Genomic DNA, 22,537 nt, shown 5'->3' on the forward strand with positions numbered 1-22,537 from the left:
GCCCTGGAGGTGCTGATGCGTCAGCATGACATCAAGTTTGAAGATGTGGACGCGATAGGCAGCGGTTTCGGCTCCGGTGTCGACTCATCGGATTGGAGCCAAACGGAAATCTCCGAGACCGAAGAATCCGATTACTAGTGATGACTACGTCTGAGCGAGATCTATGGATCACGGAGCAGGGGACGATCAGCGATCGCGGGCGCGCCGCGCTGGAGGGCCGGCGACCCGCCCATACCCCCGGGCGGCATCCGGATGTGATCCGGCCGGTCCGGTCGGGGAAGTTTGGAGGGGGAGATGTCAGATAAATCAGTTAAGGCATTGTCACCGGCGCCGAAAACGGCAGTACTGCAGTCCGTCGGCAAGAAGACGGCGCACAACGCGGCGCAGTTCCACGAGTGCAGTGTTGTGCCGGAGACCAAACACGTGCCGGCGTCGGGTCACGACGGTTCCGATGTGGAAGAAGAAACAGTGCACCTCAACTTCTCCAACTACTTCGGCAATGAATCCAAACTCGATGACCGCGAGAACTCCAGCAGCTCAAGCGTGACCATCGGCAAAAGCCCCATCCACAGCGCAGACGCCTTCGACACCAAAGACTTCCGCCGCCTCGGCAGCAAGGATAGCATTCTTTATCCAGATCCGTCGCTGCTGAGGCGCGAAGACTCTCTCATTGGCAGTCGTGAATGGACTGAAATTAGTAGTCGCCGACGAACTGACACTAGTAATCGTCGATCGACTGACTCGAGTCAGTCGACGTCTTCGCTCACGAGGGCGACGACGTCTGTGGCCATGTCGCAAGAGCGCCATATCCCTCCGACGAGCATCACGATCAAAGCCCGGAACGAGTTGACCCCGATCAATTGGGCGGTGATCGGGGCCTTAGTGGGCGTGGCGGTTTTGGGCACGGCCGGTACACTTTTGGTCCCCGTGATAGGATCGGCGGTCGGCGCCTATGCTGGTGCCTATGGTGGTGCCGTTGTTGGTGGACTCCTTGGTGGGCTCCTTGGTGGGGGGGCTGGGTTCAAGTTCGGTGACCACAAGATGATCAAGGACTCTCATGAGGGCCACATCAAAGCGGCGCTGCAGTGGTTCCAAGATAAGGGCCACAGGTTCATGGACGAGGAGCGTTGGAATCTGGCGAACACGGGGTCGCCCACGCAATGGTGGGATTTGCTGCACGTGCCGGCCGAGCACTCATGGTCGAGCAAGGGGGTGGCAAAAAAGGAGGACAGGCAATTGATCCGCGCGGCGCTGATCATGGCGGTGGCCAAGACGAATGGGGAAGCCTGGCGGCGACTGGAGGCGGCGCAGCAGATCAAGGCGCGGCTGCTGAGCACACCGGAGAAGGGCGGGCGGGGCTACAGCGTGCTGGATCCGGATGACCACCACAGCTTTGAACCGGCCAGAGTCTGGAGTGCGGTTGAGGCGTTTCGCATGGAGGACAAGCTGAAAAAGATCGGCAATGAACTAGGGGACGCGGACCACGAGTTCGCCGCCGACTATCGCGAACTCGTCGACGAAGGCATGCTGAAGCCCCACGAAAGGGCCCGACTCTACTGGACCTATCCGCAGCACCTGAAGCAATTGTTCGTCCATGTCGATCGCATCAGTAAGGAAGATTCCGGCAAAATCCGTAAGGCGCTGTTGCTGTGTGCTGCCACAGAGGGGTACACAAACGCGAATATACTGAAAGAAAAGCTGTGTGAGGCCGTCTCAGAGTCAGCCCCCGGAAAATCCGGGCGCCCTCGCGCTCTTATGCGCCTCCCTGATGCCTCCTTCGGGCCCCGCGTCAGGAACTACCTGAGCCAACCAGCTTTCACATCGCCGGAATTGAGGGGGCTGGTGGAGAGCTGGGGCGGCTCTTCGCCACGGCTTAGGTCAGGCAAAAACCCAAGTCCAAATGCACAAGAGCCAAGTCTAAAGACTTGACCTTATATAGCAAGAAGCTCGAAGGCTTCTTGAACACCGGCGTGCCTGGCACGAGTTCCATGCAGCGGATGGCCGAGGTCTCGCTGGAGCGCGCGGAGGTCGAGGTGGTGCTGGCCGCTTACACCACGCCCCGCCGCTCCCTTAGATTTAGGGGTGCCTCCGCAGCATGAGGTCAGCGCGTTGGCATTGGCCCAAGCCTCACCCTGAGGAAGCCCCGCAAGGGGCTGTCTCGAAGGATGATCAAGGGCTCCATCCTCTGATGGCGATCGGATCATGTTTTGCCGCAACCACGAAGTGGTGCCGTCAAAACATGATCCGATCTAGCTCTGCAGCTCCTTGAGGCCGCGGTAGAGCTCCAGGGCCTCCGGATTGGCCAGGGCTTCGATGTTTTTGATGGCGCGGTCGTGGACGATGTCGCGCACCGCCAGTTCGACGATCTTGCCGCTCTTGGTGCGCGGGATGTCGGCGACCTGCACCACCTTGGCCGGCACGTGGCGCGGCGTCGCGCCGCTGCGGATCTGCCCTTTGATCTGCGCCACCAGGTCGTCGTCCAGCACTGCGCCGGGGCGCAGCTTGACGAAGAGCACGACGCGCACGTCGCCCTGCCAGTCCTGGCCGATGACGATGGACTCCTCCACCGCCTCCAGCTTCTCCACCTGCCGGTAGATTTCCGCCGTGCCGATGCGCACGCCGCCGGGGTTGAGGGTGGCGTCGGAACGCCCGTAGACGATGATGCCGCCATGCTCGGTCAGCTCGACGAAATCGCCGTGATGCCAGATGTTGGGATAGGTCTCGAAATAGGCGGCGCGGTAGCGCGCGCCGCCGGGGTCGTCCCAGAAGCCGATGGGCATGCAGGGGAAGGGCTTCACGCAGACCAGCTCGCCCTTTTCGCCGCGCACCGGCTGCCCGCGATCGTTATAGACCTCCACGGCCATGCCGAGGCCGCGGCGCTGGATCTCGCCGCGCCAGACCGGGCCGACGGGGTTGCCGCCGACAAAGCAGGAGATGATGTCGGTGCCGCCGGCGATCGACGACAGGCAGACGTCTTTCTTGATGTGCTCGTAGACGTAGTCGAAACCCTCCGGCACCAGCGGCGAGCCGGTCGAGGTGACGAGGCGCAGCGCCGAGAGATCGTGGTTCGCCTGCGGATCGAGGCCGGCCTTGCCGAGGGCGTCGATGTACTTCGCCGAGGTGCCGAAGAGCGTCGCTTGCTCCGCCTCGGCGAAGTCGAAGAGGATGTTGCCGTCGGGCGCGAAGGGCGAGCCGTCGTAGAGCAGAAGCGTGGCTTCGGAGGCGAGCCCGGGGACCAGCCAGTTCCACATCATCCAGCCGCAGGTGGTGAAGTAGAAGACCCGGTCCCCCGGCTTCACGTCGCAGAGCAGCTTGTGCTCCTTCAGGTGCTGCAGCAGGGTGCCGCCGATGCCGTGGACGATGCACTTCGGCTTCCCGGTCGTGCCGCTGGAAAACATGATGTAGAGCGGCGCGTTGAAGGGCTGGCGTGCGAAGGCGATCTCGCCCGCCTCGAAGGGCGCGACGAAGTCGGCGAGGGGAACGGCGCGGTCGATGGCGGAGACGTCGGGGGCGGCCTCGGTATAGGGCACCACCACGATCTTCGCGAGGCTCGGCATCTGGGCGGTGAACTCGGCCACGCGAGGGCGCGAGTCCAGGGTCTTGCCGTTGTAGTGGTAGCCGTCGGCGCAGAACAGCACCTTGGGCTCGATCTGGCCGAAGCGGTCCAGCACCCCCTGCACGCCGAAGTCCGGCGAGCAGGAGGACCAGACGGCGCCCAGCGCCGTCGCCGCCAGCATGGCGATCACCGTCTCCGGCATGTTGGGCAGGAAGCCGGCGACCCGGTCGCCCGGCCCGACGCCTTCGGCGGCCAGGGCCTGGCTCAGGCGGGAGACCTGCTCGTAGACCGCGCGGTGGGAGAGGCGGCGCTTCACTTTGTCCTCGCCCCAGAACACCATGGCGTCGCCGTCTTCGCCGGGTTCACCAGGGCGCCGCCGCAGCAGGTTCTCGGCGAAGTTGACCCTTGCTTCCGGGAAGAAGCGGGCGCCGGGCATCTTGTCGCCGTCGACCAGCACGGGACCGCCGGCATCGGCGATCACGCCGCAGAAATCCCAGACCGCTTGCCAGAACTGGGCCGGTTCCGCGACCGACCAGTCGTAGAGCGCGTCGTAGCCGCTCAGCCGGGTGCCCCGGTCCTGGTTCACCTGTGCGATGAAGGCGGTCAGGTTGGCATCGGCAATCCGCTCCCGCGAGGGCTGCCAAAGCGGTTCCGTCATGGTGTCTCCCTGTAGACGCGTGGTTTTTTCGGTCCGCCCGGCAAGGCGGCCGTTTCGCGCAGTATGGCGAAGCCGCCCTCCCCGATCCAGGCCCGATCCAGGCCCGATCCAGGCCCGATCCAGGCCCGATCCAGACCCGATCAGGGCCGGAACCGGGGTGCCACGGGTCGTTCGAGGACCATCCCTGGGCCATCCCTGGGTCATCCCAGGGCGACGGCGGGGGGCCTGCATGGCTGCCCTGCGCCCGCGTGGGTGGTGACGCTTCCGGCTTCACACTAAAATAGCGGTCCATGCCTTCCTCCATGACTCCTCGCGCGGGCGGAAGGAGCCTTCCCGCGCCGCTTCAGGGCGCGATCTACATGATCACCGCTGCTCTGCTCTTCGCGGTGATGAACGCGACCATCAAGCTCGCCGCGGCGGAAGGCCTGCACCCCTTTCAGATCGCCTTTTTCCGCAACAGCTTCGCCCTGGCCTTCATGCTGCCCTGGCTCGCCCGCATGGGCCGGGAAGGGCTGCGCACCGAACGCCTGAAGGTGCATTTCTGGCGCGCCGGCATCGGGTTGATCGCCATGCTGTGCTGGTTTACCGCCGTTGTGCGCATGCCGATGGCGGAGGCGGTGGCGCTCAACTTTACGGTGCCCCTCTTCGCCACTGCCGGTGCGGCGATTTTCCTGGGCGAGGTGGTGCGGGCCCGGCGCTGGACCGCCACCATCATCGGCTTCCTCGGCGTGCTCATCATCCTGCGGCCCGGCTTTGCCGAGATTACCCCGGTGATGGCGCTGCCGGTCATCGCCGCCTGCTTCATGGCCGTCACGGTACTGATCGTGAAGTCGCTGTCGCGCACCGAAGACCCCATGGTGGTGGTGCTCTACATGAACCTGCTGCTGACGCCGCTGTCGCTGATCCCTGCGCTCTTCGTGTGGCAGATGCCCAGCCTCTGGGCGCTCATGCTGATGGCGCTGGTTGGCGGCTGCGCCGTGCTCGCCCACATCGCCTTCACCCGTTCCTTCGCCCTGGCCGATGCCTCGGCGGTGCTGCCCTTTGACTACGCGCGCCTGCCCTTCGTCGCCGCCATCGGCTTTCTGCTGTTTGCCGAAGTGCCCGACGTCTGGACCTGGATCGGCGCTGCCGTTATTGCGGCCTCCGCGGTCTACATCGCCCACCGCGAAACCAAGGTGGCGCGGGAACGCGCGACGCATCGTCCGGGCAGCGAAGCGGTGAAGGCCAAGACGTGACGGAACCCGCCGCCGATCCGGACTCAGTTCAAGGAGAACACCGGGGGCTGATCGCCGCCTGGCTGCGGCTCTCGCCCAACCACCGGGGCGCGCTCTGGATGATCGGGGCAAGCCTCGGCTTCACGATCAACTCGGCCTTCGTGAAAACGCTCAGCGCCGAGGGCCTGGACACCTTCCAGATCGCCTTTGCCCGCGCGCTCTTCTCCGCCCTCGTGCTGGCGCCGTTCTTCTATCGGGCCGGGCTCGGCGTGCTGCGCAGCACGGTGCCGGGACTGCATGGGATCCGCGCGGTCAGCGGCTCGCTGGCGATGGTCTGCGGCTTCTATGCCGTCGGCCAGCTCCCCCTGGCCGAGTTCACGGCGCTCACCTTCACCCAGCCGCTGTTCGTCATCCTGCTGGCGGTGCTGATCCTCAAAGAGAACGTGCGCTGGCGCCGCTGGCTGGCGACCGCCATCGGCTTTCTCGGCGTCCTGATCATGGTGCGTCCGGGGGCCGCCGCCTTCGATCCTGCGGCCCTGATCGCCCTGGCCTCGGTCTTCGGCATCTCCCTGGCGGTGACGCTGGTGAAGAAGCTGCCGCCGGGCGAAAGCCACGTGACCATGCTCGCCTACTTCTGCATCGCCTCCATCGTCATGACCGCAGCGCCGGCGCTGGCCGCGTGGCAGGCGCCGAGCCTCTCTCAGTGGGGGCTGCTGGCGGCCATCGGTGTCCTGGGCATCGCCTCCCAGGCCATGATCATCCGCGCCTACCGCAACGGCGAGGCCAGTTTCGTCGCGCCCTTCGACTATCTGAAGCTGATCCTGGCCGGCCTCATCGGTTTTCTGGTTTTCGCCGAGATCCCGGATCACTGGACCGTGGCCGGCGCGGTCGTGATCGTTGGCTCGACCTTCTACATCGCCCGCAGAGAGGCCGCCCGGCAGCCGGCAGAGCCGCGGCCTGCGGCGCCCCTCGCATAGCGTACCGGCGCCGCTTCGACGAAAGCCGGGAACGCCTTAAACGCCGACCACCAGCGCGCCGTAGGAGCTGACGAGTGCGGCGATGACAATGATGGTGAGCGGCTTGCGCAGCGCCTTGTACCAGGCAGGCGTGTTGTCGGCGGCGATGCTGCGCAGGTCGCCGAAGTAGACCCCGGCAAAGCCGACCGCCATCAGGATCAGGCCGTAAGCAGGGTTCAGCAGCAGGGCCAGCCAACCGGCGAGCGCCGGCACGACGGACCAGCCGAGACGGCGGAAGGTCATGGCGCCGGGCCCGCCGGCCATGGCGAGGCCCCAGTGGACGGCGCCCATGAACGACAGGATCACGGCGCCGTAGGCGAGCTGGATGTCGAGGGCAATCAGGCTCCGCGGGTAGCCGGCGGTCCAGACTCCCAAGGCTGATGCGAGAAAGGGAATCAACCCCGCGAAGCCCAACACCAGGGCGGGCCGCGGTACGGCCGCCAGGGTTGTCCGGCCCGGGGCCGCCTTGCTTGGAGTTGCCCTGCCGGCCATTCCTTAGGGCGTGCTTTCCTTGAGGCCGCCATCCCTGGGGCCGCCGTCCCTGGGGCCGCCGTCCCTGGGGCCGCTGTCCCTGGGGCCGCCGTCCTTGAAGCTGCCGTCCTTGAAGCCGAGCTGGACCAGCGCCCTGCGCGCGCGGTGGCGGTGGCGGCCCTTCACGTGGCCGGAGACCAAGCTGATGGTGGTGAAGAGCACGGTCGCGTCGTCGGTGAAGCCGAGGCCGGCGATAAAGTCCGGGATTATGTCGGCAGGCAGGATGAAGTAGGCCAGCGCCGCCATCAGCAGCGCCTTGACCCTGAGGGGCGTCCCCGGGTCGGTGGCGCAGTAGTAGGCGGCCGTGGCTTCATCGAGGAAGGGAACCCTGCCCAGAACCAGGCGGGCCTTGGCCCAGAAGCCGCTTCGCACCGCGGCCTCATCGCGGCGGTGGCGTTCCGCGTCATAGGGCACCAGGGCTGCGCCGGTGCTGGGGACGGTGCCGCTGTTCGGGTTGGTCAGCCGAGCCTCGGCCCGCTTGGGCGCTGTTCCGGGATCGCTCATGAGCCAAATATGGTCCGTCCTCCAGCCGGGTGCAACGGCGGCCCTCTCGGCCAGGCCGTTTCCCGCCACCTGCAGGCTGGCAGGCCCTTTTCGCAGGCTCTTCTCCGGGACTGGTCCAAGACTGGCCGCCCCTGTATTTTCGTCGCCGTTGGAGGATACGGGACACCATGCTGGCAAGCGCGCCGCTGCTGCTGCACAACTTCTGGTATCTGGTCCTGCCGGCCGCGAAACTGCGGCGCGGGGAGATGCGTAAGGCTCGGCTTCTGAGCGAGCCGCTGCTGCTTTGCCGCGCCCGGGACGGCAGCGTCTTTGCGCTGCGCGATATCTGCCCGCACCGCGGTATTCCCCTGTCCTACGGCCGCTTCGACGGGCGGGAGGTGGAGTGCTGCTATCATGGCTGGCGCTTCGGCGCCGACGGCCGCTGCACCGCCATCCCGTCCCTGACGCCGGACCAGCCGATGGATGTGGGCAAGATCCGCTGCGGCGCCTATCCCTGCCGCGAGGTGCAAGGCAACATCTGGGTCTACATGCCGGAGAAGTCGGCGCGCCTGCCGCGCGCCGACGGCGACGGGCTGCCGCCGGTGCCGGAACTGCCCGGCTTAGGGGATGCGCCGCCGCAGATTTCCATCTCCCAAGTCTTTCCCTGCGACTGCGACCAGGCGGCTTTCGGTCTGATGGACCCGACCCATGCCGCCTTCGTCCATACCTCCTGGTGGTGGAAGAAGAACGCCACCACCTTGCGCCAGAAGGAAAAGCACTTCGAGCCGGCACCGCTCGGCTGGCGGATGAAGCGCCACCCCCTGCCGCCGCAGAACCGGGCCTACCGCGTGTTTCTCGGCGACGGCGCCACCACCGAGATCACCTACGCCTTGCCGGGCCTGCGCATCGAACTGATCGAGGGCGCCCGGCATTCCGCCGCCGGCCTTACTGCCATCACGCCGCTCAGCGAAACCGAGACCGAGGTTCATCAGGCGCTCTACTGGACCCTGCCCTGGACGGCGCCGTTGAGGCCCCTGGCGCGCCGCCTGGCGCACATCTTTCTCGCCCAGGACAGGAAGGTCGTCATCAAGCAGCAGGAAGGCCTCGCTCACGGCCCCAACCTGATGCTCATCGACGATGCCGACACCCAGGCCAAGTGGTACCACCGCCTGAAGCGCGAATGGCTTGATGCCGCGCGGGAGGGCCGACCCTTTGAGAATCCGATCAAGGCCAAGACCCTGCAGTGGCGGAGCTGAGGATGCACAGATGAGAAATCCGGCTGCCTAACCCCTGAGAGCCGCCCGGTTGTCGTCGAGCAGGAGGGCCAGGGCGTCGCGGGCCACCCGGCTGCGCGGCAGATGAGAGACGCGCCGCGCGACCAGCAGGCTGAGCGGCAGGCGCCCAAGCCGCTCGGCGGGAAACCAGCACTCCAGCGCCCGGTTGCGGTCACCGACGATGCTGGGCAGAAGGGTGGCGCCGAGATGGCGTTTGGCGGCGGCGAGACGCAGCGCTGCCGAGTTGCTGCGCAGCACGACCTCGGCGCCACGGCCGCCCCGGCTGAGCCAGCGCTGCGGGGCCACATGCCCGGCCGATTCGTCAAAGGCGATCAGGCGATGCCCGTCGAAGCGGTCGGGGGCCGGTGCGCGGCCGTAACGTCTTGTGTAGACCCGCGAGGCATAGAGGCCGAACCCGATCTCCGCTTCGGCCTCGGTCGCAAAGTCCCTTTCCCGGGCGGCATCGAAGCGGAGGGCCAGATCGGTTTCGCGTCTTGCCAGGATGGCGGTCGGGCTGCCGGTGACGACTTCCAGACAGAGCAGGGGATGGCGGCGCTGCAGCGTCGGCAGACAGGTCTCGGTAAGCCAGACGGCCAGAAAGGCTGGCGCGGTGAGGCGCAACTGCCCGGCCACCGCCGGGGCGTCGCCGGCCAGGGCCTGGCGGGCATTCAGGATCTCGGCCTCCACCCGCTCGGTCTGTTTCAGCAGGCGCTGCCCGGCTTCCGACAGCAGGTAGCCGCCCCGTTTGCGCTCGAACAGGCGGCAGCCAAGATCGTCTTCCAGAGCCGCCAGATGCCGCCAGACCGTGGTCTCGGCCTTCTCCAGATGCCGCGCGGCCCCCGCCAGGCTGCCGTGCCGCGCCAGGGCGAGGAAGTAGCGCAGATGCTCCCAGTTGTCCTGCACGTCGCCGGTCTTTCGATTGCAGAAATGAAATGAAGGCCTGCAGATTTTGCCTCTTTCCTTGCGTGACACAAGCGCCCAGAGTCATCCGCGCCAGAGTCTCCCCGACTGCGCCGTTCTGTCCTTTCCCGACATCCGGAGTTCCCGTCTTGACTGCCGATGCCACCTTTCGCCCCGCCCGCTTTCCGGAGGCCATCAAGCGTCTCGAACCCTACAGCGGGCGTTTCGACGCCTTTCGCCTGAACGGCAAGGGCTGCGACGTCTACTTCGCCTCCTATCCCGCCGGAACGGAGATCGAGCCGCACACCCACGACACCGACAACCACGGCCTCGTGACCCTGGGCACCCTGATCCTGATCGTGGAAGGCCAGGAGACGCGGGTGCCTGCCGGCCAGTGGTATCACGTCCCCGCCGGTCAGCGGCACGCCGCCCGTTTCGAAGAGGACACGGAAGAAATCGAGCTCTGGTTCACGCCGTGACGGCGCGTTGCAGAACGTCCAGACAGATTGCTCCGTCAGCCGTTCTTCACCATCAACCCTTTTTCAGGGTCAGCCAGATGGCCGGTCCGCCTTCCCAGTCGGCCTCCAACTGCCCGCCGGCAATGCGGTAACCGCGCGCCATGTACCAGCGCAGGCCGTGGTCGTTGACGGAGAGGACCGTCAGAGTGATCGGCATGCCGAGCCTCCGTTCAGCGGCTTCCAGCAGGGCGCTGCCCACGCCGCGGCCCTGCGCCGCCGGGTCGACGAAGAGATACTTTATGTGGCCGCCGGCTTCCTGCGCGCTAGCCCGGAACTCGACGAAGCCGACAGAGCGGGTTCCCTGTTCGGCCACGATGCGTTGCCGGTCTTCCTGTGCCAGCGGCCTGCGGTCGCCCAGCAAACGGGCCGCGTGCGGCACCCGCGGTGCGTAGGCGCTGGTTGCTGCGGCCGCTCCGACAATCCGGCCGCAGTCTGCGTCGTCCCGGGCACCGCCATCGCGCAGGCGCAGCGGCGCTTCCTGCATTGCGCCAGCTTGCGGATCGCGCCCGCCCCCGCCCCTGCTGTCGCTGTAGGCGCCGTCCTGCAGCAGCGGCACCGCCGCGCTGCTGTCTTCCGCTGCGGCCCAGGCGACGTCCTCGTCGAAGCCCCTGCCGATCAGCTCGCGCCCTGAAGGGCAGCCGGCCAGCGCTGCCTGCAGACTCTCCCGCAAGGCCTTGTAGGCGGCGACGGCCGCCATGGCATCGGCACTGAGCGTGCCTTTGAGACGCGCCAGCAGGGCGCCGGCACCGAGGAGGTCTTCCAGCGCGGGACGCAGGCTGCCGTCGGCCCAGTGTTCGCCGGCGGCGACCACCAGGATGCGCCCCTTTTTCGGCGCCCCGGCCAGCGTCTGCAGGGCCGCCGCCACGGCGGTTGCGTTGCGCAGGCAGGCGGCGAATGTGGGTGTGTCGCCCACCAGGGTCGAAAGGGTGGAGCCGTTGGGCGACGGCAGGACGACGGTGCTTCCCGCTTCGAGCGCCGCCAGGGAGGGCGGCGACAGACTGAGGCCGGCGGGACCCTCCCGCGGACCAGCCAGCAGCGCGCCCTGCGCCGCGGCGAAGCCCGCCGCCGTGGAGTCGCGGTAGCGGTAGGGCAGAACCCGGGCGCCGCGCGAAACCGCGACGTCGACGGCGGTGCTGAAGGACAGTACGTCGACGATGGCGATGGCTGTGCGGGATGCCTGCCCCGCGCGCAGGCCGGCGCCGCCCCAGGCCAGGTCGAGAGCGAGGTCAGGCATGGCGCGACCCTACTGCGCCGCCGCCGGTGGTTCCAGCCTACGCTTCCGGTTGTCGGGTCAGGTGCCGCTGCCGCCGGCGGAGGCTGTTGCCGAGGGGGTGGCCGCGGCCTTGCCGGTGGATTTGGAGGCGTCTGTGGATTTGGGGGAGTCGGGGGATCCAGGGGCTTCGGTCTCTTCGGTCACGCTGCCGTGGCCGACGGCGACGGCGGCCGGAAGCGTGACCACCACGCGGGTCCCCTGGCCCGGGGCGCTGGTGACGGTCATGTCGCCGCCGTGCAGTTCGACCAGCGCTTTGGTCAGCGGCAGGCCGAGGCCGGCGCCCTGGTAGGCGGCGTCGTGGGCGGAACTGAGACGCCGGAAAGGCTCCAGAACCGTGGGAATGTCCTCGGGGCGCATGCCGATGCCGGTGTCCGCCACAGTGATCGTGAAGGGCTGGCCGCCGCCGCCGCTGAGGTTCAGCGAGACCGAGCCCCCGGCGGGCGTGAACTTGATGGCGTTGGACAGCAGGTTGAGGACGATCTGGCGCAGCTTCGTGGCGTCGGCCCGCAGCCGCGGCCAGTCCGCCTGGTTGCCCGTGACCGTGAGGGTCACCTCCGCATGGGCGGCCTGGTTGCCCAGAAGCTCGGTACAGAGTTGGACGATGGCGGCCACGTCCACGGGTTCCTCGATCAGCTTCAGCTCGCCGGCCTCGATGATCGAGAGATCGAGCAGGTCGTTGATCAGGTTCAACAGGTGCTCGCCGCTGTCGTGGATGTGCCTGATGTAGCCGCCGTAGCGCGCATCGCCCAGCGGCCCGAAGGCTTCCCGCGCCATCAGGTCCGAGAAGCCGATGACGGCGTTCAAGGGAGTACGCAGCTCGTGGCTCATGTTGGCCAGGAACTCGGTCTTCGCGCGGTTTGCCTCCATGGCGGAGTCGCGCGCCCGGCGCAGTTCGGTCGTGGTCTCCTCGATACGGCGGTGCTGCTGTCCCAGTTGATCGTAGGCCCGCTGAACCTCCTGTGACTGCAGGCGCAGTTCCTCCTGCGTCGCCAGCAGTTCGGACTCGCGCTGCTTCAGCTCGGTGATGTCGACATGAACCACGGCCGTGTGGCCGCGGCCGGTTTCCCGGGCGATCGACTTGAGCCAGCGTCCGTTGGAAAGCTGTTCGATCTGTGCCGAGCGATCCTCCTTGCCGAGCTTCAACTGCCGTTCGATCCAGTCGTCGACCGACTCTTCGCCGCGCACCACCGAAACGGGGGCGGCGCCGCGCTGCAACAGCTCGCGCCGCTCGGCCCCGCGGTGGAGCTGGTCCTTGGGCAGGGAAAGGATGCGCCGGTAGTTTTCGTTCCACAGCAGCAGCCGGTCCTTGTCGTCGAAGAGGGCAAAGGCCTCCGAGGTGTCGGAAATCTCCAGCCAGTCGCTGCGTTCCTCGCGGATCTGCCCCACCAGGGCGGCGTTCTGCCGGCGCGCACGCACGGCCTCCATGAACGAGCCGTGGACGATGGAGGTGGAGATCAGCATTGCGAAGGTCATGATCAGCGCAAAGCAGGCCAGGGCGATGTGCACGCCGTCGCCAAGCCAGGCGAAGTATCCGGCCCAGGGCAGGATGGATGCGGCAATGAAGGCGGCGGCGGCCAGCGGGATGGCGCCCAGCGTGGTCGCCGCACCGGCCGCCATGGCCGCAATCAGGATCATGACCAGAAGGCGTTGATCCGGCCCGAGGTAGGGGTCGAAGGTGACGCTGGCGCCCCAGAGCACGCCCGCCAGGGCCGACCAGGCCGCCGCCTTGTGCAGGGTGGCCCTGCGTACACCTTTTGGTTGCTGCTGCTCCGGCCGAGCGGCTGTCCGGCTGCGCCAATGATGCCAGCGCTGGAGCCGGTACAGCGCCGACAGCCAGATCAGGCCGAGCCAGGTCAGCAGCATCGGCTTGGGAACCGTGTCCCAGATCATGACCACGGCGATCAGGGAATTGACCAGGCTGACCGTGGCGTTGATCGGCGTGTGGCGGGCGAAGCCCTCGAGCTGCTGGCGGCGCAGCTGTCCGTCTTCTGCGGTCAGGCGGCTCAACAGCCCTTCGCCCTGAACGTCACGCGACGCCATTCAAATTCTCTAAAGTATAGTTTCAGTAACGAGTGATGCTCCGCAAACGCTACACTTTAAGTTTCACCACAACCGCGTCAGAAAGCCAAACACAAAGTGAAGCGCATCTCTTTGCGTTTTATTTGGGTCTTCTATCTGGTGGGGACGCTGACTAAAGAGGTTGGAAGGCCACCCAGGTGAATGGCGGCGAAGTCGGTCACGCGGAGAGACGGCGTCCCCGCGTGGCCGTCAGAGAACCCGCCTGCGAAGCCAGGCCATGCCTTGGCGGTCGGTCCGTCCTTCCGGGGGGCCGCTGGCGGGATCATGGGGCTCAGCCCGTCGCGGCTGCCCCCATGGCGTGGTCGTCGGTCTCTGCGCCCCCTGTGTCCCCATCGCCGCCACTCTCCGGGGCCGCCGCCGGGGTATCGTCCGTGCCCGTGCTCTCAAGGCTGGCTTTGCGCTGGGCTTCGGCACGCTCAAGCTCCCGGGCCAGGTCGCCAACCCTTTTGATGATCTCCTTCACCGTCGGGGTCTCGTTGCCGGCTTCCTCGACGATGACCGGGCCCTTGTTGGTCTCGCCCGCTGCGGCGGGCTCCTCGGGAGCGCCGGGCTCCTCTCCGACCGCCTCTGCCGGAGTCTCCTCGGCGGGCATTTCCTCGGCGGTCATCTCTTCGGCAGCCATCTCTTCGGCAGCCATCTCTTCGGCAGCCATCTCTTCGGCGGGCGTCTCAGCCTCAGCCTCGGCTTCCTCCATGGCAGGCGCGGAAGCGTCCGCCTCGCCCTCGGCCTCCAGGGCGACTTCATCCTGAGCGTCGTCAGCCACAGTCTCTAGCTCCGCAGCCACAGCGGCATCTTCTTCGAATGCGGTTTCTTCGGGGATGGCCTCGTCGGCGGGCGTTTCGGATCCGGCTTCGGCGCTCGCGGGGTCCTCCATCACCGCAGCCGGCTCGTCCGCCTCGGGGCGGTCCTCGCTCAGCAGTTCGGCGATACGCTTCTCGGCGGCCTCGGCGTCAAAAGCGTCGTCGGCACCGGCGTCCGGGTCCGGGGCTGGCGTCTCGGAGGCTTCTGCTTCCGGTTCCTCTGCCTCCGCGCCCGCCGTTTCGGCGACCGGAGTCTCCTCGGCGCCGGCGTCTACCGCTTCGGCCTCGGCGGCATCCATGGCCGGTGCCGCGTTCTCTTCAGGCTCCTCAGGCTCTTCGGCGCTCGGGTCGAGCGCTTCGGGCGCTTCGATTTCAGCGGCGGGTGTCTCTTCTGCGGCGTCTGCCTCCGGCTCCGCCGCTTCAGCCGTCACAGCGGCGTCCTCGACGGTTCCGCTGGCCTCCGCGTCTTCGGTCACGGCTGAGTCTTCGGCGGCCATCTCTTCAGCAGCCATCTCTTCAGCGGGCATGTTTTCGGCCGCCCTGTCCTCGGCAGCCGCATCCTCGGCCGCCACGTCCTCGGCCGCCACGTCCTCGGCCGCCACGTCCTCGGCCGCCACGTCCGCGGCGACGGGGGCTTCCGGTGCCGCCGCCGGCATCGGCTCGGCTTCCGCAGCGGCCGGGGCGCTGCCGCCGACCATAGCCGAGACCCGCGTCTCGAGGTTTTGCAGGGTTTCCGTGAAGGTCTTCTTCTCGACCGACAGCAGGAAGGTGTGCAACAGGCTGCGCAGCTCCTCGTTCTCCGCCGCCATCCGCGTGTTCTCGTCGGCGCGTTGCTCGACCTCCGCCCTGGCGGTTGCGAGTTGGCCTTCGATGGTCTCGATCAGGCCGATCAGCCGGTCGCTGTAATGCTGCTGCTGTTCGTCGATCAATCCGAAGCGCTCTTCGGCCGCTTCCACGCGCTGGCGCAGGTCGTTCAGTTCCGTCATAGGAGGCGATTCCCTTAACTGCTGTAACGCGCAGTGTGCGGGGAAAAGGTTTGATTTTTCCTAAAGACAAGCTTTCGTTTACCAAGTGCGTTAAGCCTTGGCGTAGCAGATCCGAAGCGATTTCAACCCTGCGGTTTAGGGCTGCTAGCTTTCCGGCTTGAGGCGCGGACGGCCGCGGTTGATGGCGTTATCGCCTTCGATCAGGGTCCATTCCACCATCTGCCGCAACACCCGGCCGAGCGCCTCGTCGAAGGCCTCGATGATACTGCGCAGCTGGTCCTCGCCGGACTCCACGCGATGCTCGAAGGAGCGGGAGGCAACGATCGACCGGCGCGGCAGCTGCACCAGTTTCACGTTCATGGCAACCAGGGCCTGCGGGTTGCCGTTGTTGTAGTAAACGGCCTGAAACTCCCGCAGTTCGCTCTTCAGCACGAAGTCGGCGCGCAGGCCGACCGACTCGCGGCCGATCGAGACGATCTTGCGGGTGTTCTCGAAAGACTCGATCATCAGGGTCTGCACCATCAGCGGCGCCCGGTCCGCCCAGCCGGAACGGGCGTAGTACTCGATGGAAGTGGGCGTGCGCTGCAGGGCGATGCGCGTGGTGTTGAGCCCCGCATTGGCCACCGGCGGCTCCAGGATCAGCTGCCATCTTGCCTCCGGCAGGTCCTCGCGGAAGGTGCTCTTGGGCGACAGCCGGAAAAGCTCCGGCGGCGGCCCCTGGCCCGGAACCTGGAGGCTGCAGCCCGGCGCCAGGGCAACGACCGGCAGCGCGGCCAGGCCACCCAGAACGCGGCGTCGGCGCAGGCCGCTGGCGGCCTCGCCCGCCGCCGGCGCCCCGTCGATGTCGGATCTATTGTGCTTCATAGCCTTGCTGTTGATCTCCGAAAATGAAACGGGCCGGGTCTCTCTGGACCTCGGTGGTGACGCGGTTGAGCACCACGATGAGATCGCGCGCCTCGGTCAGCAGGTTGGTGAGTTCATAGAGGCCGGTGTTGGCGAAATCGCGGATCGGCTCGCGGTTCTCCGCGATCATGGCTTCCAACTGGGTGGAGGCATCGGCCAGGTTGTCCGCCGTGACCTGCAGGCTCTGGATGAGGTCGCGGGCGTCGGCGCTGGTCAGGGTGACCTCGCGGTCGATGGAGCCGGCCATGGACTCGAAGCTCTCCAGCGTGGTGCCGGCGCGCTCGGTCAGCTCCCCGACGTTGGACTCCAGCGAGCCGGCCATGGCCTCCAGGCTGCCGGTCGCATCGCGGAGGTTTTCCATGGTCAGCGCGGCATCGGCGATCAGTTGATCGATGTTGTCGCTGTTCTTGGCGACGGCGCCGGTGACGGCGCTCAGGTTTGCGATGAGCTGCTCGATGTTTCTGAGGTTGGTGTCGCTGAGCAGGAGTTGGGCACGGCGCAGCAGCAGATTGACGTTCTCCAGGACCTCCGGTGCACCTTCCAGAACCTCTTCGAAAGAGGAAACGCCGGGTGGGATTTCGGCGAGGTTACGGCCCTCCGGCGGCTCCAGCGGTGCGGCTTCCGGCGAGCCGCCGGTGAGCAGGACGTAGCGTCCGCCGGTCAGTCCTTCCAGTTCCAGGGTCGCCTTGCTGTCGGCGCGCACGGGGGTGCGCTTTTCCACCTCGATGCGCACGCGGATCGCCGTCGGGCGGTCCTCGTCCAGATCGACACGGATCACCTCGCCGACGCGCACGCCCTGATAGCGCACCGCGCTGCCTTCCTTGACGCCGGTAACCGCGCTTTCGAACACAATGTCGTAACGGGCGAACTCCTGCTCGAACTGAAACTTCGCCAGCCAGAGGACGAAGCCCAGCAGGCCGAAGGCGAGCAGCAGCACGAAGAGCCCGACCATGATGTAATTGGCGCGTGTCTCCATGAAGCCCTCAGTCCCCCATCCTCAGTGTCCTGCGCGGTCAGCCGGCGCTCTGCGGCGCCGTGCCGCTGCGCTCTGCACTGCCTGCGGCGGCCCGGCCGCGCGGACCGCCGAAGTACTCTTGAATCCAGGGGTCCGGCTCATGCATGAGCTCTTCGATGGTCCCCACCTTAACACGTTTGTCGACCAGCACGGAAACCCGGTCGCAGATCGCATAGAGCGAGTCCAGGTCGTGAGTCACCATCACGACGGTCAGCCCCAGGGCGCGCTGCAGGTCGCCGATCAGAATGTCGAAGTTGGCCGCGCCGATCGGGTCGAGCCCGGCGGTCGGCTCGTCGAGGAAAAGGATGTCGGCATCCAGCGCCAGGGCGCGCGCCAGGCCGGCGCGCTTGCGCATGCCGCCGGAGAGCTCGGCCGGATACTTGTGGGCGGCATCCGGCGGCAGGCCGACCATGGAGACCTTCACGTCGATCAGCTCCTGGCGCAGCTCGGGCGGCAGGTCGCTGTGCTCCTTCATCGGCACCTCGATGTTCTGCGCGACGGTGAGCGAGGAGAAGAGGGCGCCGTCCTGGAACAGCACGCCCCAGCGTGACTGCATGGCGGTCGTTTCCGCTGCGCTCAGGCTGGCGAGGTCGCGCCCGAAGACGGCGATGCGGCCGGCCGTGGGCTTGTTGAGGCCGATGATGGTGCGGATCAGGACCGACTTGCCGGTGCCGGAGCCGCCGACCACGCCCATGACCTCTCCGGGCTGAACGCTGAAATCCAGATTGTCGTGAATGACCGAGGTGCCGAACTGGGTGCGCAGCCCGGTGATGGTGAGGATCGGCGGCACTTCGGCGCGGCCTGCGTCACCGGCCCCGTTCGTGCCCGGATTACCGGCGCCCTGGCCATTTGTCTGGCCGCCGTTGTCCGGCGGCGGCATGCCCGTGGCATCAGTCATGGCCCTAGAACCCGATCACCGAGAAGAAGATCGACAGCAGTGCATCGAGCACGATCACCAGGAAGATCGCCTCGACCACCGCCCGGGTGGTCTGCTGGCCGACGGATTCCGCGCTGCGGGTCACCTGAAGGCCTTCGTAGCAGCCGATCATGCCGATGATGAAGGCGAAGAAGGGGGCCTTGATGATGCCGACGGCCAGGGTTTCCACCGTCACCGCATCGGCGAGCTGGCGGGCGAACTGGAAGAAGGTGATGTCGAGGACGATGGTCGCCATCACCGCGCCGCCCAGCAGCCCCATGATGTCGGCATAGAAGGTCAGCAGGGGCAGCACCAGCACCAGGGCGATGACCCGCGGCATGACCAGCACCTCCATGGGATCGAGGCCGAGGGTCCGCATGGCGTCGATCTCCTCGTTCACCTTCATGGTGCCGATCTGCGCGGTGAAGGCGCTGCCGGAACGCCCGGCGACGATGATGGAGGTCAGCAGGATACCCATTTCGCGCAGGATGCCGACGGCGACCAGGTTCACCGTGAAGATCTGGGCGCCGAACTGGGCCAGCTGGTCTGCCCCCTGGTAGGCCAGGACAACGCCGACCAGAAAGGAAATCAGCCCGACGATGGGCAGGGCGTTGAAGCCGGTCTGCTCCATCTGGCTGATCAGCGGCGTCAGCCGGATGCGCCAGGGCCGGGCCAGGGTGCGCGCCATCACGGTGACGGTGAGGCCGAGGAAGGACAGCAGGTCCGCCGCCTCGCGGCTGATGCGCAGAGTCTCCCGGCCGAGGCGGACCGCCACCGCGACCAGCGGATTGTCCGCTTTGGGGGCCGGCGGGCACTTGACGCGCCGCGCCGCCACGGTCCCCATCAGGGTCTCCACCGCCGGCGCGGCGCCGGCCACCTCCACCACCAGACCGCGCTCCTTCAGATCGCCGGCTGTACGGTCCAGAACCCAGGCCCCGGCACTGTCGACGGTGCCGCAGTGGGTGAGGTCGAGCACCGCCTGCTGGGCGCCTTGGGAGTCGAGCGAGCGCAGGGCGGGGTCGTGCTTGGCCAGCTCTCCGGTAGTCCAGTCGCCGATGAAACGCAGAATCAGGCGCGGGCCGTCGCGGACGACCTCCAGGGACGAGGCCGCCAGCAGTTCCTCTGCCGCGCTCACGCTGCTGCCCTCACCGTTCTCACCCCGCTGTCCGTGCCAGCGCCCCGCATGCCTCCTGCCAGGGGGAATCGCCCGGACGGCTGCCGGAAGCACTCCGGCCTGCCGCCCCGCCGCTGCTCGGGCCGTCATTTCACCCTAAAGGCTGGTGAAATAATAGCTATTTTGCCTGCTTTGTCTTCCGAATCAGGATCACGGAACCGATGCCGGCTGGCTCTGACAGGTTACGACCGCCTCGTGACGCACGGGGAAGTTGACCGAGTTGGCGATGAAACAGGTTTGGTTGGCGTCCTCGTGCAGGGACTCGCCGCGGGTCAGATCGCTGCCGGGGGCCAGGACCACGCGCGGGCGCAGCAGCACGTCGGTGAAGCGGCCGCCGCGCCCCTGCTGCTGCATGGTGCCCTGGGCGCTGTCTTCGTAGGCCAGCACCTCGATCCCTTCCAGGGCGGCGAGCGCCAGGTAGGACAGCATGTGGCAGGACGACAGCGCCACCAGCAGCAGATCCTCGGGATTGTGCAGCTTTGGATCGCCCAGAAAGGCTGGGTCCGAAGACCCGGTTATCGAGGGTTTTCCTTCGAAATCAACGCGGTATTCCCGCGAATAGCTCTTGTAATGGCTGGTCGGGCCGGCGGCGGCGCCTGTCCAGGTGAGGTTGAGTGCGTAGTGGTGATCCTTGCCGCGGGGCATTGGGGGCTCCTTTCGAAGGGGCTGCATTACGGACATGATGCCGATGGCGCGTTATGTGCGAGGTCTAGACCGGCTGCAGGGATGCAGCCTCCCGGGCGGCCTTCGCCATGGCCGCGTTCCAGGGATTACCCGGGCGCTGCAGCGCTCGTTCCGACAGCAGCGCCTTGGCGAGACCGCTGCGGCCGTCCTTCAGCGCCGCGTCGATCAGAAGCTGCTCGAAGAGGTCGCGCTGCGCCCGGCTGCCGCCCAGGCGGTGCAGCGCCGCGCGGTGGGGCAGCAGGGCCTCGATGGCGGCGCCATACCGCCCCTGGCGGTGGGCGACGGCGGCCCGGGCCAGGGGCAGCGCGATCGCGCGGGCGACCGCCTCTTCGCTGCCGTGGCCTTCGCCGAAGCGCTGCAGACTGGCCAGCGCGGTCTCGATGGCCGCTGCGTCGCCGCCGGCGGCCAGCGCCATGATGTAGTGGGCATCGCCGAAGACCATGCGATGGTCTTCGCTGAGGTCGCGGCAGACCTGGCTCAGCTCCTCCCAGCGGTCGCCGACCTCGACGCCGCGCTGCTCCAGGCGCCACAGCAGGGCGATGGCGTTGATCACGTCGAGAAACTCGTCGGAGCGGTCGGCCCGCACCTTGGTGTCGTAGTCCTTCAGCACGCCGTTGTGGTCGCCAAGCTCCAGCCGGAAGAGGGAACGGTGCCAGTGCACATGATAGGTGAAGTTGTGGCAGCCCTCCCAGGCGTCTTCCAGGCTGCTGACCCAGGCGATCCCGTCCTCCGGGCGATCCTGCATCTCCATCACATGGGCGACCGCGTGGGCGGCCCAGATGTCGGCGCGGTTGCGCTCTATAGCGGCGCGGCCCGCGCGCTCCGCCGCGGCATAGTCGCCGCACTCCTCCAGGGCGAAGGCCTTGATGCCCAGCACATAGCCATAGCCCGGCACGGCGTCGCTCCAGGCGTGCAGCGGGCGGGCCACCGAGTTGCGCAGGGCGACGGCGTCCCCGAGATAGAAGTGCAGGTACTGCGCCATGCGCAGGGCGACCAGGTCGTGGGGGTGATCGATCAGGATGCCGTCCCAGGTCGCGGCGGCGGCTTGCAGGTCGCCGTCCAGCCACTGCTGCAGGGCCGCCATGTGGTGCATTTCGCGGGGGCTGACGGCACGCTCGTTGGCGGCTTCGCGGGCGGCGGCCAGGGCCTTGGCCGCCGGCGGCACCAGCGCGCGCTTGCAGAACAGCAGCAGGAAGCAGCCTTTCAGGCAGAGCGCCATCGGCATGGTGGGGTCCAGGCCGAGCGTCTCCTTCAGGCGGTCGCCGGTCTGACGCTCGAAGGCCATGTAGGCTTCCACCGTGGCATCGAAGGCCTGCATCGCCGCGGCGCTGGCGGCGGCCTGCGGCAGGCCTCTCCTGTCGTGCTGCATCGTCATGGGGTCTCCCGCTGGAGCGGTGCGGCGGCGCCACGATAGCGCCCGCGGGCCGGTTTCGCCAAACCCGGAAAACCCCGACCCGGAAATCTCTTAAGTCCCGCCAGATGATCCGCGCGACCCCCAATAGGCCTGCGCCCGCTGCACTTCGTCCGCATGGCAGGCCGCCGCTGCCGGGCCATGATCGGGTCCGTCGTAGCGGCCGAGTTCGGCCAGCAAATGAAAGAAACCGCGGCCGGGCAGGGCGCGGCCGTCGGGCCCTCTTTGTGCGCGTCCGACCGCAAGGGCCGCCAGCAGCGGGCGGCCGGCGGCGTGGTCTTCGCGGATCATCGCCTCCAGTGCCAGGGTCAGACGGTGAATGCCGTGCGGTCCGGGAACCGCCGCGCGCTGGGCGAGATCGCGATAGGCAGGGGTCTCACCCGTGGCCGCGCAGGCGGTCAGCACCCGGCGCAGCCTTGCCTGCAGGTCACGGTCTTCGTCAGCGGGGTTTTGCAAAACAGACCTCGTCACAGCCGCAATTCAAGTGTCCCTCTGATTTCGCAAGGCCGATTGCCTTTGGCAAGGTCGCCTGTGGGCAGTGACACCGGCAGCGGAGGCCCGGCAGCCTTTCCGTTGCCCGCTACGGCCCTATGTCAGAGACATGTTCGATCCAAGACCCAAGGACCGTATCGTGCCCGGCCCCGGCCAGGAGTCGGTCTGGGACTATCCGCGTCCGCCGCGTCTGGAGCCGACGGGCCGGCACCTGAAGGTGGTCTTCGCCGACACGGTTATCGCCGAGACCCGGCGCGCTCTGCGCATTCTCGAGACCAGCCACCCGCCGAGCTATTACATCCCGCCGGAGGATCTGCGCCGGGATCTGCTGGTGCCCGCGCCGGGCCGATCCATCTGCGAGTTCAAGGGCCAGGCGGCCTATTGGTCGATCCAGGTGAGCGGCCGGGTCAGCGAGGCGGCGGCCTGGAGCTATGCGGAGCCCTGGCGCCCCTACGAGGCTCTGAAGGATCATCTCTGCTTCTATGCCGGCCGGGTCGAGGCCTGCTTCGTCGACGGCGAGCGCGTTGTCCCGCAGGAAGGCGACTTCTACGGCGGCTGGCGCACCGCCGACATCGTCGGTCCCTTCAAGGGCGGCCCCGGAACCCGCGGCTGGTAGCGCAGGTCCGGGGCAGCACTCTTGGGGCCATCTGCTCA

General features: G+C 67.3%; 21 protein-coding genes. 7 read left to right on the forward strand and 14 right to left on the reverse strand.

The genetic code is table 11. The annotated features are described in order from the left end of the window. Nucleotides 1-294 precede the first annotated feature (294 nt). Nucleotides 295-1,929 carry a hypothetical protein gene (locus Q0982_RS17985; RefSeq protein WP_299397761.1) on the forward strand — a complete coding sequence of 545 codons (1,635 nt, stop codon included), beginning with the start codon at nucleotides 295-297 and terminating at the stop codon, nucleotides 1,927-1,929. Next, nucleotides 1,926-2,099, forward strand: coding sequence for a hypothetical protein (locus tag Q0982_RS17990; protein WP_299397762.1), 174 nt, complete (start codon nucleotides 1,926-1,928; stop codon nucleotides 2,097-2,099). Before Q0982_RS17985 ends, Q0982_RS17990 begins: the two co-directional genes overlap by 4 nt. 150 nt (nucleotides 2,100-2,249) lie before the next feature. On the opposite strand, the gene Q0982_RS17995 is transcribed toward Q0982_RS17990, so the two are convergent. Then, nucleotides 2,250-4,214, reverse strand: a complete 1,965-nt coding sequence (locus Q0982_RS17995; protein WP_299397764.1) for an acetoacetate--CoA ligase — start codon at nucleotides 4,212-4,214, stop codon at nucleotides 2,250-2,252. Between the two features lie 359 nt (nucleotides 4,215-4,573). On the opposite strand from Q0982_RS17995, the gene Q0982_RS18000 reads away from it, so the two are divergent. Together Q0982_RS18000 and Q0982_RS18005 are read left to right on the forward strand one after the other, a co-directional pair. Continuing rightward, nucleotides 4,574-5,449, forward strand: coding sequence for a DMT family transporter (locus tag Q0982_RS18000; protein ID WP_299397771.1), 876 nt, complete (start codon nucleotides 4,574-4,576; stop codon nucleotides 5,447-5,449). Then, on the forward strand, nucleotides 5,446-6,405 hold the full coding sequence (locus Q0982_RS18005; RefSeq protein WP_299397772.1) for a DMT family transporter: 960 nt from the start codon (nucleotides 5,446-5,448) through the stop codon (nucleotides 6,403-6,405). The genes Q0982_RS18000 and Q0982_RS18005 overlap by 4 nt, the downstream gene beginning before the upstream one ends. A 36-nt stretch (nucleotides 6,406-6,441) precedes the next feature. Here Q0982_RS18005 and Q0982_RS18010 read toward each other — a convergent pair whose 3' ends face one another. Together Q0982_RS18010 and Q0982_RS18015 are read right to left on the reverse strand one after the other, a co-directional pair. Beyond that, nucleotides 6,442-6,936, reverse strand: a complete 495-nt coding sequence (locus tag Q0982_RS18010; protein WP_299397774.1) for a DUF3429 domain-containing protein — start codon at nucleotides 6,934-6,936, stop codon at nucleotides 6,442-6,444. A gap of 3 nt (nucleotides 6,937-6,939) precedes the next feature. Further along, the gene (locus Q0982_RS18015) at nucleotides 6,940-7,479 is read right to left on the reverse strand and encodes a YkvA family protein (protein WP_299397775.1); all 540 of its coding nucleotides are present in this window, start codon (nucleotides 7,477-7,479) and stop codon (nucleotides 6,940-6,942) included. Nucleotides 7,480-7,646: 167 nt separating this feature from the next. Between Q0982_RS18015 and Q0982_RS18020 the strand changes: the two genes are divergently transcribed. Beyond that, nucleotides 7,647-8,714, forward strand: a complete 1,068-nt coding sequence (locus Q0982_RS18020) for an aromatic ring-hydroxylating dioxygenase subunit alpha (RefSeq protein WP_299397777.1) — start codon at nucleotides 7,647-7,649, stop codon at nucleotides 8,712-8,714. A gap of 27 nt (nucleotides 8,715-8,741) precedes the next feature. Here Q0982_RS18020 and Q0982_RS18025 read toward each other — a convergent pair whose 3' ends face one another. Continuing rightward, a complete protein-coding gene (locus Q0982_RS18025; RefSeq protein ID WP_299397778.1) occupies nucleotides 8,742-9,635 on the reverse strand; it encodes a LysR family transcriptional regulator in 894 nt (297 codons plus the stop codon). Between the two features lie 146 nt (nucleotides 9,636-9,781). On the opposite strand from Q0982_RS18025, the gene Q0982_RS18030 reads away from it, so the two are divergent. Then, nucleotides 9,782-10,111: a cupin domain-containing protein gene (locus Q0982_RS18030; RefSeq protein WP_299397780.1), complete on the forward strand. Its 330-nt coding sequence runs from the start codon at nucleotides 9,782-9,784 to the stop codon at nucleotides 10,109-10,111. Nucleotides 10,112-10,163: 52 nt separating this feature from the next. On the opposite strand, the gene Q0982_RS18035 is transcribed toward Q0982_RS18030, so the two are convergent. The 10 genes from Q0982_RS18035 to Q0982_RS18080 form a co-directional block, all read right to left on the reverse strand. After that, nucleotides 10,164-11,384 (reverse strand): GNAT family N-acetyltransferase, encoded by a 1,221-nt coding sequence (locus tag Q0982_RS18035; protein WP_299397781.1) that lies wholly within the window; start codon nucleotides 11,382-11,384, stop codon nucleotides 10,164-10,166. Between the two features lie 57 nt (nucleotides 11,385-11,441). After that, a complete protein-coding gene (locus Q0982_RS18040; protein ID WP_299397783.1) occupies nucleotides 11,442-13,463 on the reverse strand; it encodes a PAS domain-containing sensor histidine kinase in 2,022 nt (673 codons plus the stop codon). 310 nt (nucleotides 13,464-13,773) lie between these two features. Further along, nucleotides 13,774-15,288, reverse strand: coding sequence for a hypothetical protein (locus Q0982_RS18045; protein ID WP_299397784.1), 1,515 nt, complete (start codon nucleotides 15,286-15,288; stop codon nucleotides 13,774-13,776). 144 nt (nucleotides 15,289-15,432) lie between these two features. Next, the gene (locus tag Q0982_RS18050) at nucleotides 15,433-16,152 is read right to left on the reverse strand and encodes an ABC-type transport auxiliary lipoprotein family protein (protein WP_299397787.1); all 720 of its coding nucleotides are present in this window, start codon (nucleotides 16,150-16,152) and stop codon (nucleotides 15,433-15,435) included. Then, nucleotides 16,139-17,167, reverse strand: coding sequence for an MlaD family protein (locus Q0982_RS18055; RefSeq protein WP_299397788.1), 1,029 nt, complete (start codon nucleotides 17,165-17,167; stop codon nucleotides 16,139-16,141). The genes Q0982_RS18050 and Q0982_RS18055 overlap by 14 nt, the downstream gene beginning before the upstream one ends. Before the next feature lie 37 nt (nucleotides 17,168-17,204). After that, nucleotides 17,205-18,104, reverse strand: coding sequence for an ABC transporter ATP-binding protein (locus tag Q0982_RS18060; protein WP_299397790.1), 900 nt, complete (start codon nucleotides 18,102-18,104; stop codon nucleotides 17,205-17,207). A 4-nt stretch (nucleotides 18,105-18,108) separates the two neighbouring features. Continuing rightward, complete coding sequence (locus Q0982_RS18065; RefSeq protein ID WP_299397791.1) at nucleotides 18,109-19,257, reverse strand: MlaE family lipid ABC transporter permease subunit; 1,149 nt, start codon at nucleotides 19,255-19,257, stop codon at nucleotides 18,109-18,111. A 189-nt stretch (nucleotides 19,258-19,446) separates the two neighbouring features. Continuing rightward, the gene (locus tag Q0982_RS18070; RefSeq protein ID WP_299397793.1) at nucleotides 19,447-19,941 is read right to left on the reverse strand and encodes an OsmC family protein; all 495 of its coding nucleotides are present in this window, start codon (nucleotides 19,939-19,941) and stop codon (nucleotides 19,447-19,449) included. A 64-nt stretch (nucleotides 19,942-20,005) separates the two neighbouring features. Continuing rightward, a complete protein-coding gene (locus Q0982_RS18075) occupies nucleotides 20,006-21,355 on the reverse strand; it encodes a tetratricopeptide repeat protein (RefSeq protein WP_299397794.1) in 1,350 nt (449 codons plus the stop codon). 90 nt (nucleotides 21,356-21,445) lie between these two features. Then, nucleotides 21,446-21,847 carry a hypothetical protein gene (locus tag Q0982_RS18080; RefSeq protein WP_299397796.1) on the reverse strand — a complete coding sequence of 134 codons (402 nt, stop codon included), beginning with the start codon at nucleotides 21,845-21,847 and terminating at the stop codon, nucleotides 21,446-21,448. Nucleotides 21,848-21,992: 145 nt separating this feature from the next. On the opposite strand from Q0982_RS18080, the gene Q0982_RS18085 reads away from it, so the two are divergent. Further along, nucleotides 21,993-22,499 (forward strand): DUF427 domain-containing protein, encoded by a 507-nt coding sequence (locus Q0982_RS18085; protein WP_299397798.1) that lies wholly within the window; start codon nucleotides 21,993-21,995, stop codon nucleotides 22,497-22,499. Nucleotides 22,500-22,537: the final 38 nt, after the last annotated feature.

Origin of the sequence: Pelagibius sp., assembly GCF_028281305.1 — a bacterium.
Taxonomy (GTDB): domain Bacteria; phylum Pseudomonadota; class Alphaproteobacteria; order Kiloniellales; family Kiloniellaceae; genus Pelagibius.

Coding starts and splice junctions, on each gene's coding strand:
- Q0982_RS17985 (WP_299397761.1), top strand. CDS start 295: ATGTCAGATAAATCAGTTAAGGCATTGTCACCGGCGCCGAAAACGGCA.
- Q0982_RS17995 (WP_299397764.1), bottom strand. CDS start 4,214: ATGACGGAACCGCTTTGGCAGCCCTCGCGGGAGCGGATTGCCGATGCC.
- Q0982_RS18000 (WP_299397771.1), top strand. CDS start 4,574: ATGATCACCGCTGCTCTGCTCTTCGCGGTGATGAACGCGACCATCAAG.
- Q0982_RS18010 (WP_299397774.1), bottom strand. CDS start 6,936: ATGGCCGGCAGGGCAACTCCAAGCAAGGCGGCCCCGGGCCGGACAACC.
- Q0982_RS18015 (WP_299397775.1), bottom strand. CDS start 7,479: ATGAGCGATCCCGGAACAGCGCCCAAGCGGGCCGAGGCTCGGCTGACC.
- Q0982_RS18020 (WP_299397777.1), top strand. CDS start 7,647: ATGCTGGCAAGCGCGCCGCTGCTGCTGCACAACTTCTGGTATCTGGTC.
- Q0982_RS18035 (WP_299397781.1), bottom strand. CDS start 11,384: ATGCCTGACCTCGCTCTCGACCTGGCCTGGGGCGGCGCCGGCCTGCGC.
- Q0982_RS18040 (WP_299397783.1), bottom strand. CDS start 13,463: ATGGCGTCGCGTGACGTTCAGGGCGAAGGGCTGTTGAGCCGCCTGACC.
- Q0982_RS18045 (WP_299397784.1), bottom strand. CDS start 15,288: ATGACGGAACTGAACGACCTGCGCCAGCGCGTGGAAGCGGCCGAAGAG.
- Q0982_RS18050 (WP_299397787.1), bottom strand. CDS start 16,152: ATGAAGCACAATAGATCCGACATCGACGGGGCGCCGGCGGCGGGCGAG.
- Q0982_RS18055 (WP_299397788.1), bottom strand. CDS start 17,167: ATGGAGACACGCGCCAATTACATCATGGTCGGGCTCTTCGTGCTGCTG.
- Q0982_RS18060 (WP_299397790.1), bottom strand. CDS start 18,104: ATGACTGATGCCACGGGCATGCCGCCGCCGGACAACGGCGGCCAGACA.
- Q0982_RS18070 (WP_299397793.1), bottom strand. CDS start 19,941: ATGCCCCGCGGCAAGGATCACCACTACGCACTCAACCTCACCTGGACA.
- Q0982_RS18075 (WP_299397794.1), bottom strand. CDS start 21,355: ATGACGATGCAGCACGACAGGAGAGGCCTGCCGCAGGCCGCCGCCAGC.
- Q0982_RS18085 (WP_299397798.1), top strand. CDS start 21,993: ATGTTCGATCCAAGACCCAAGGACCGTATCGTGCCCGGCCCCGGCCAG.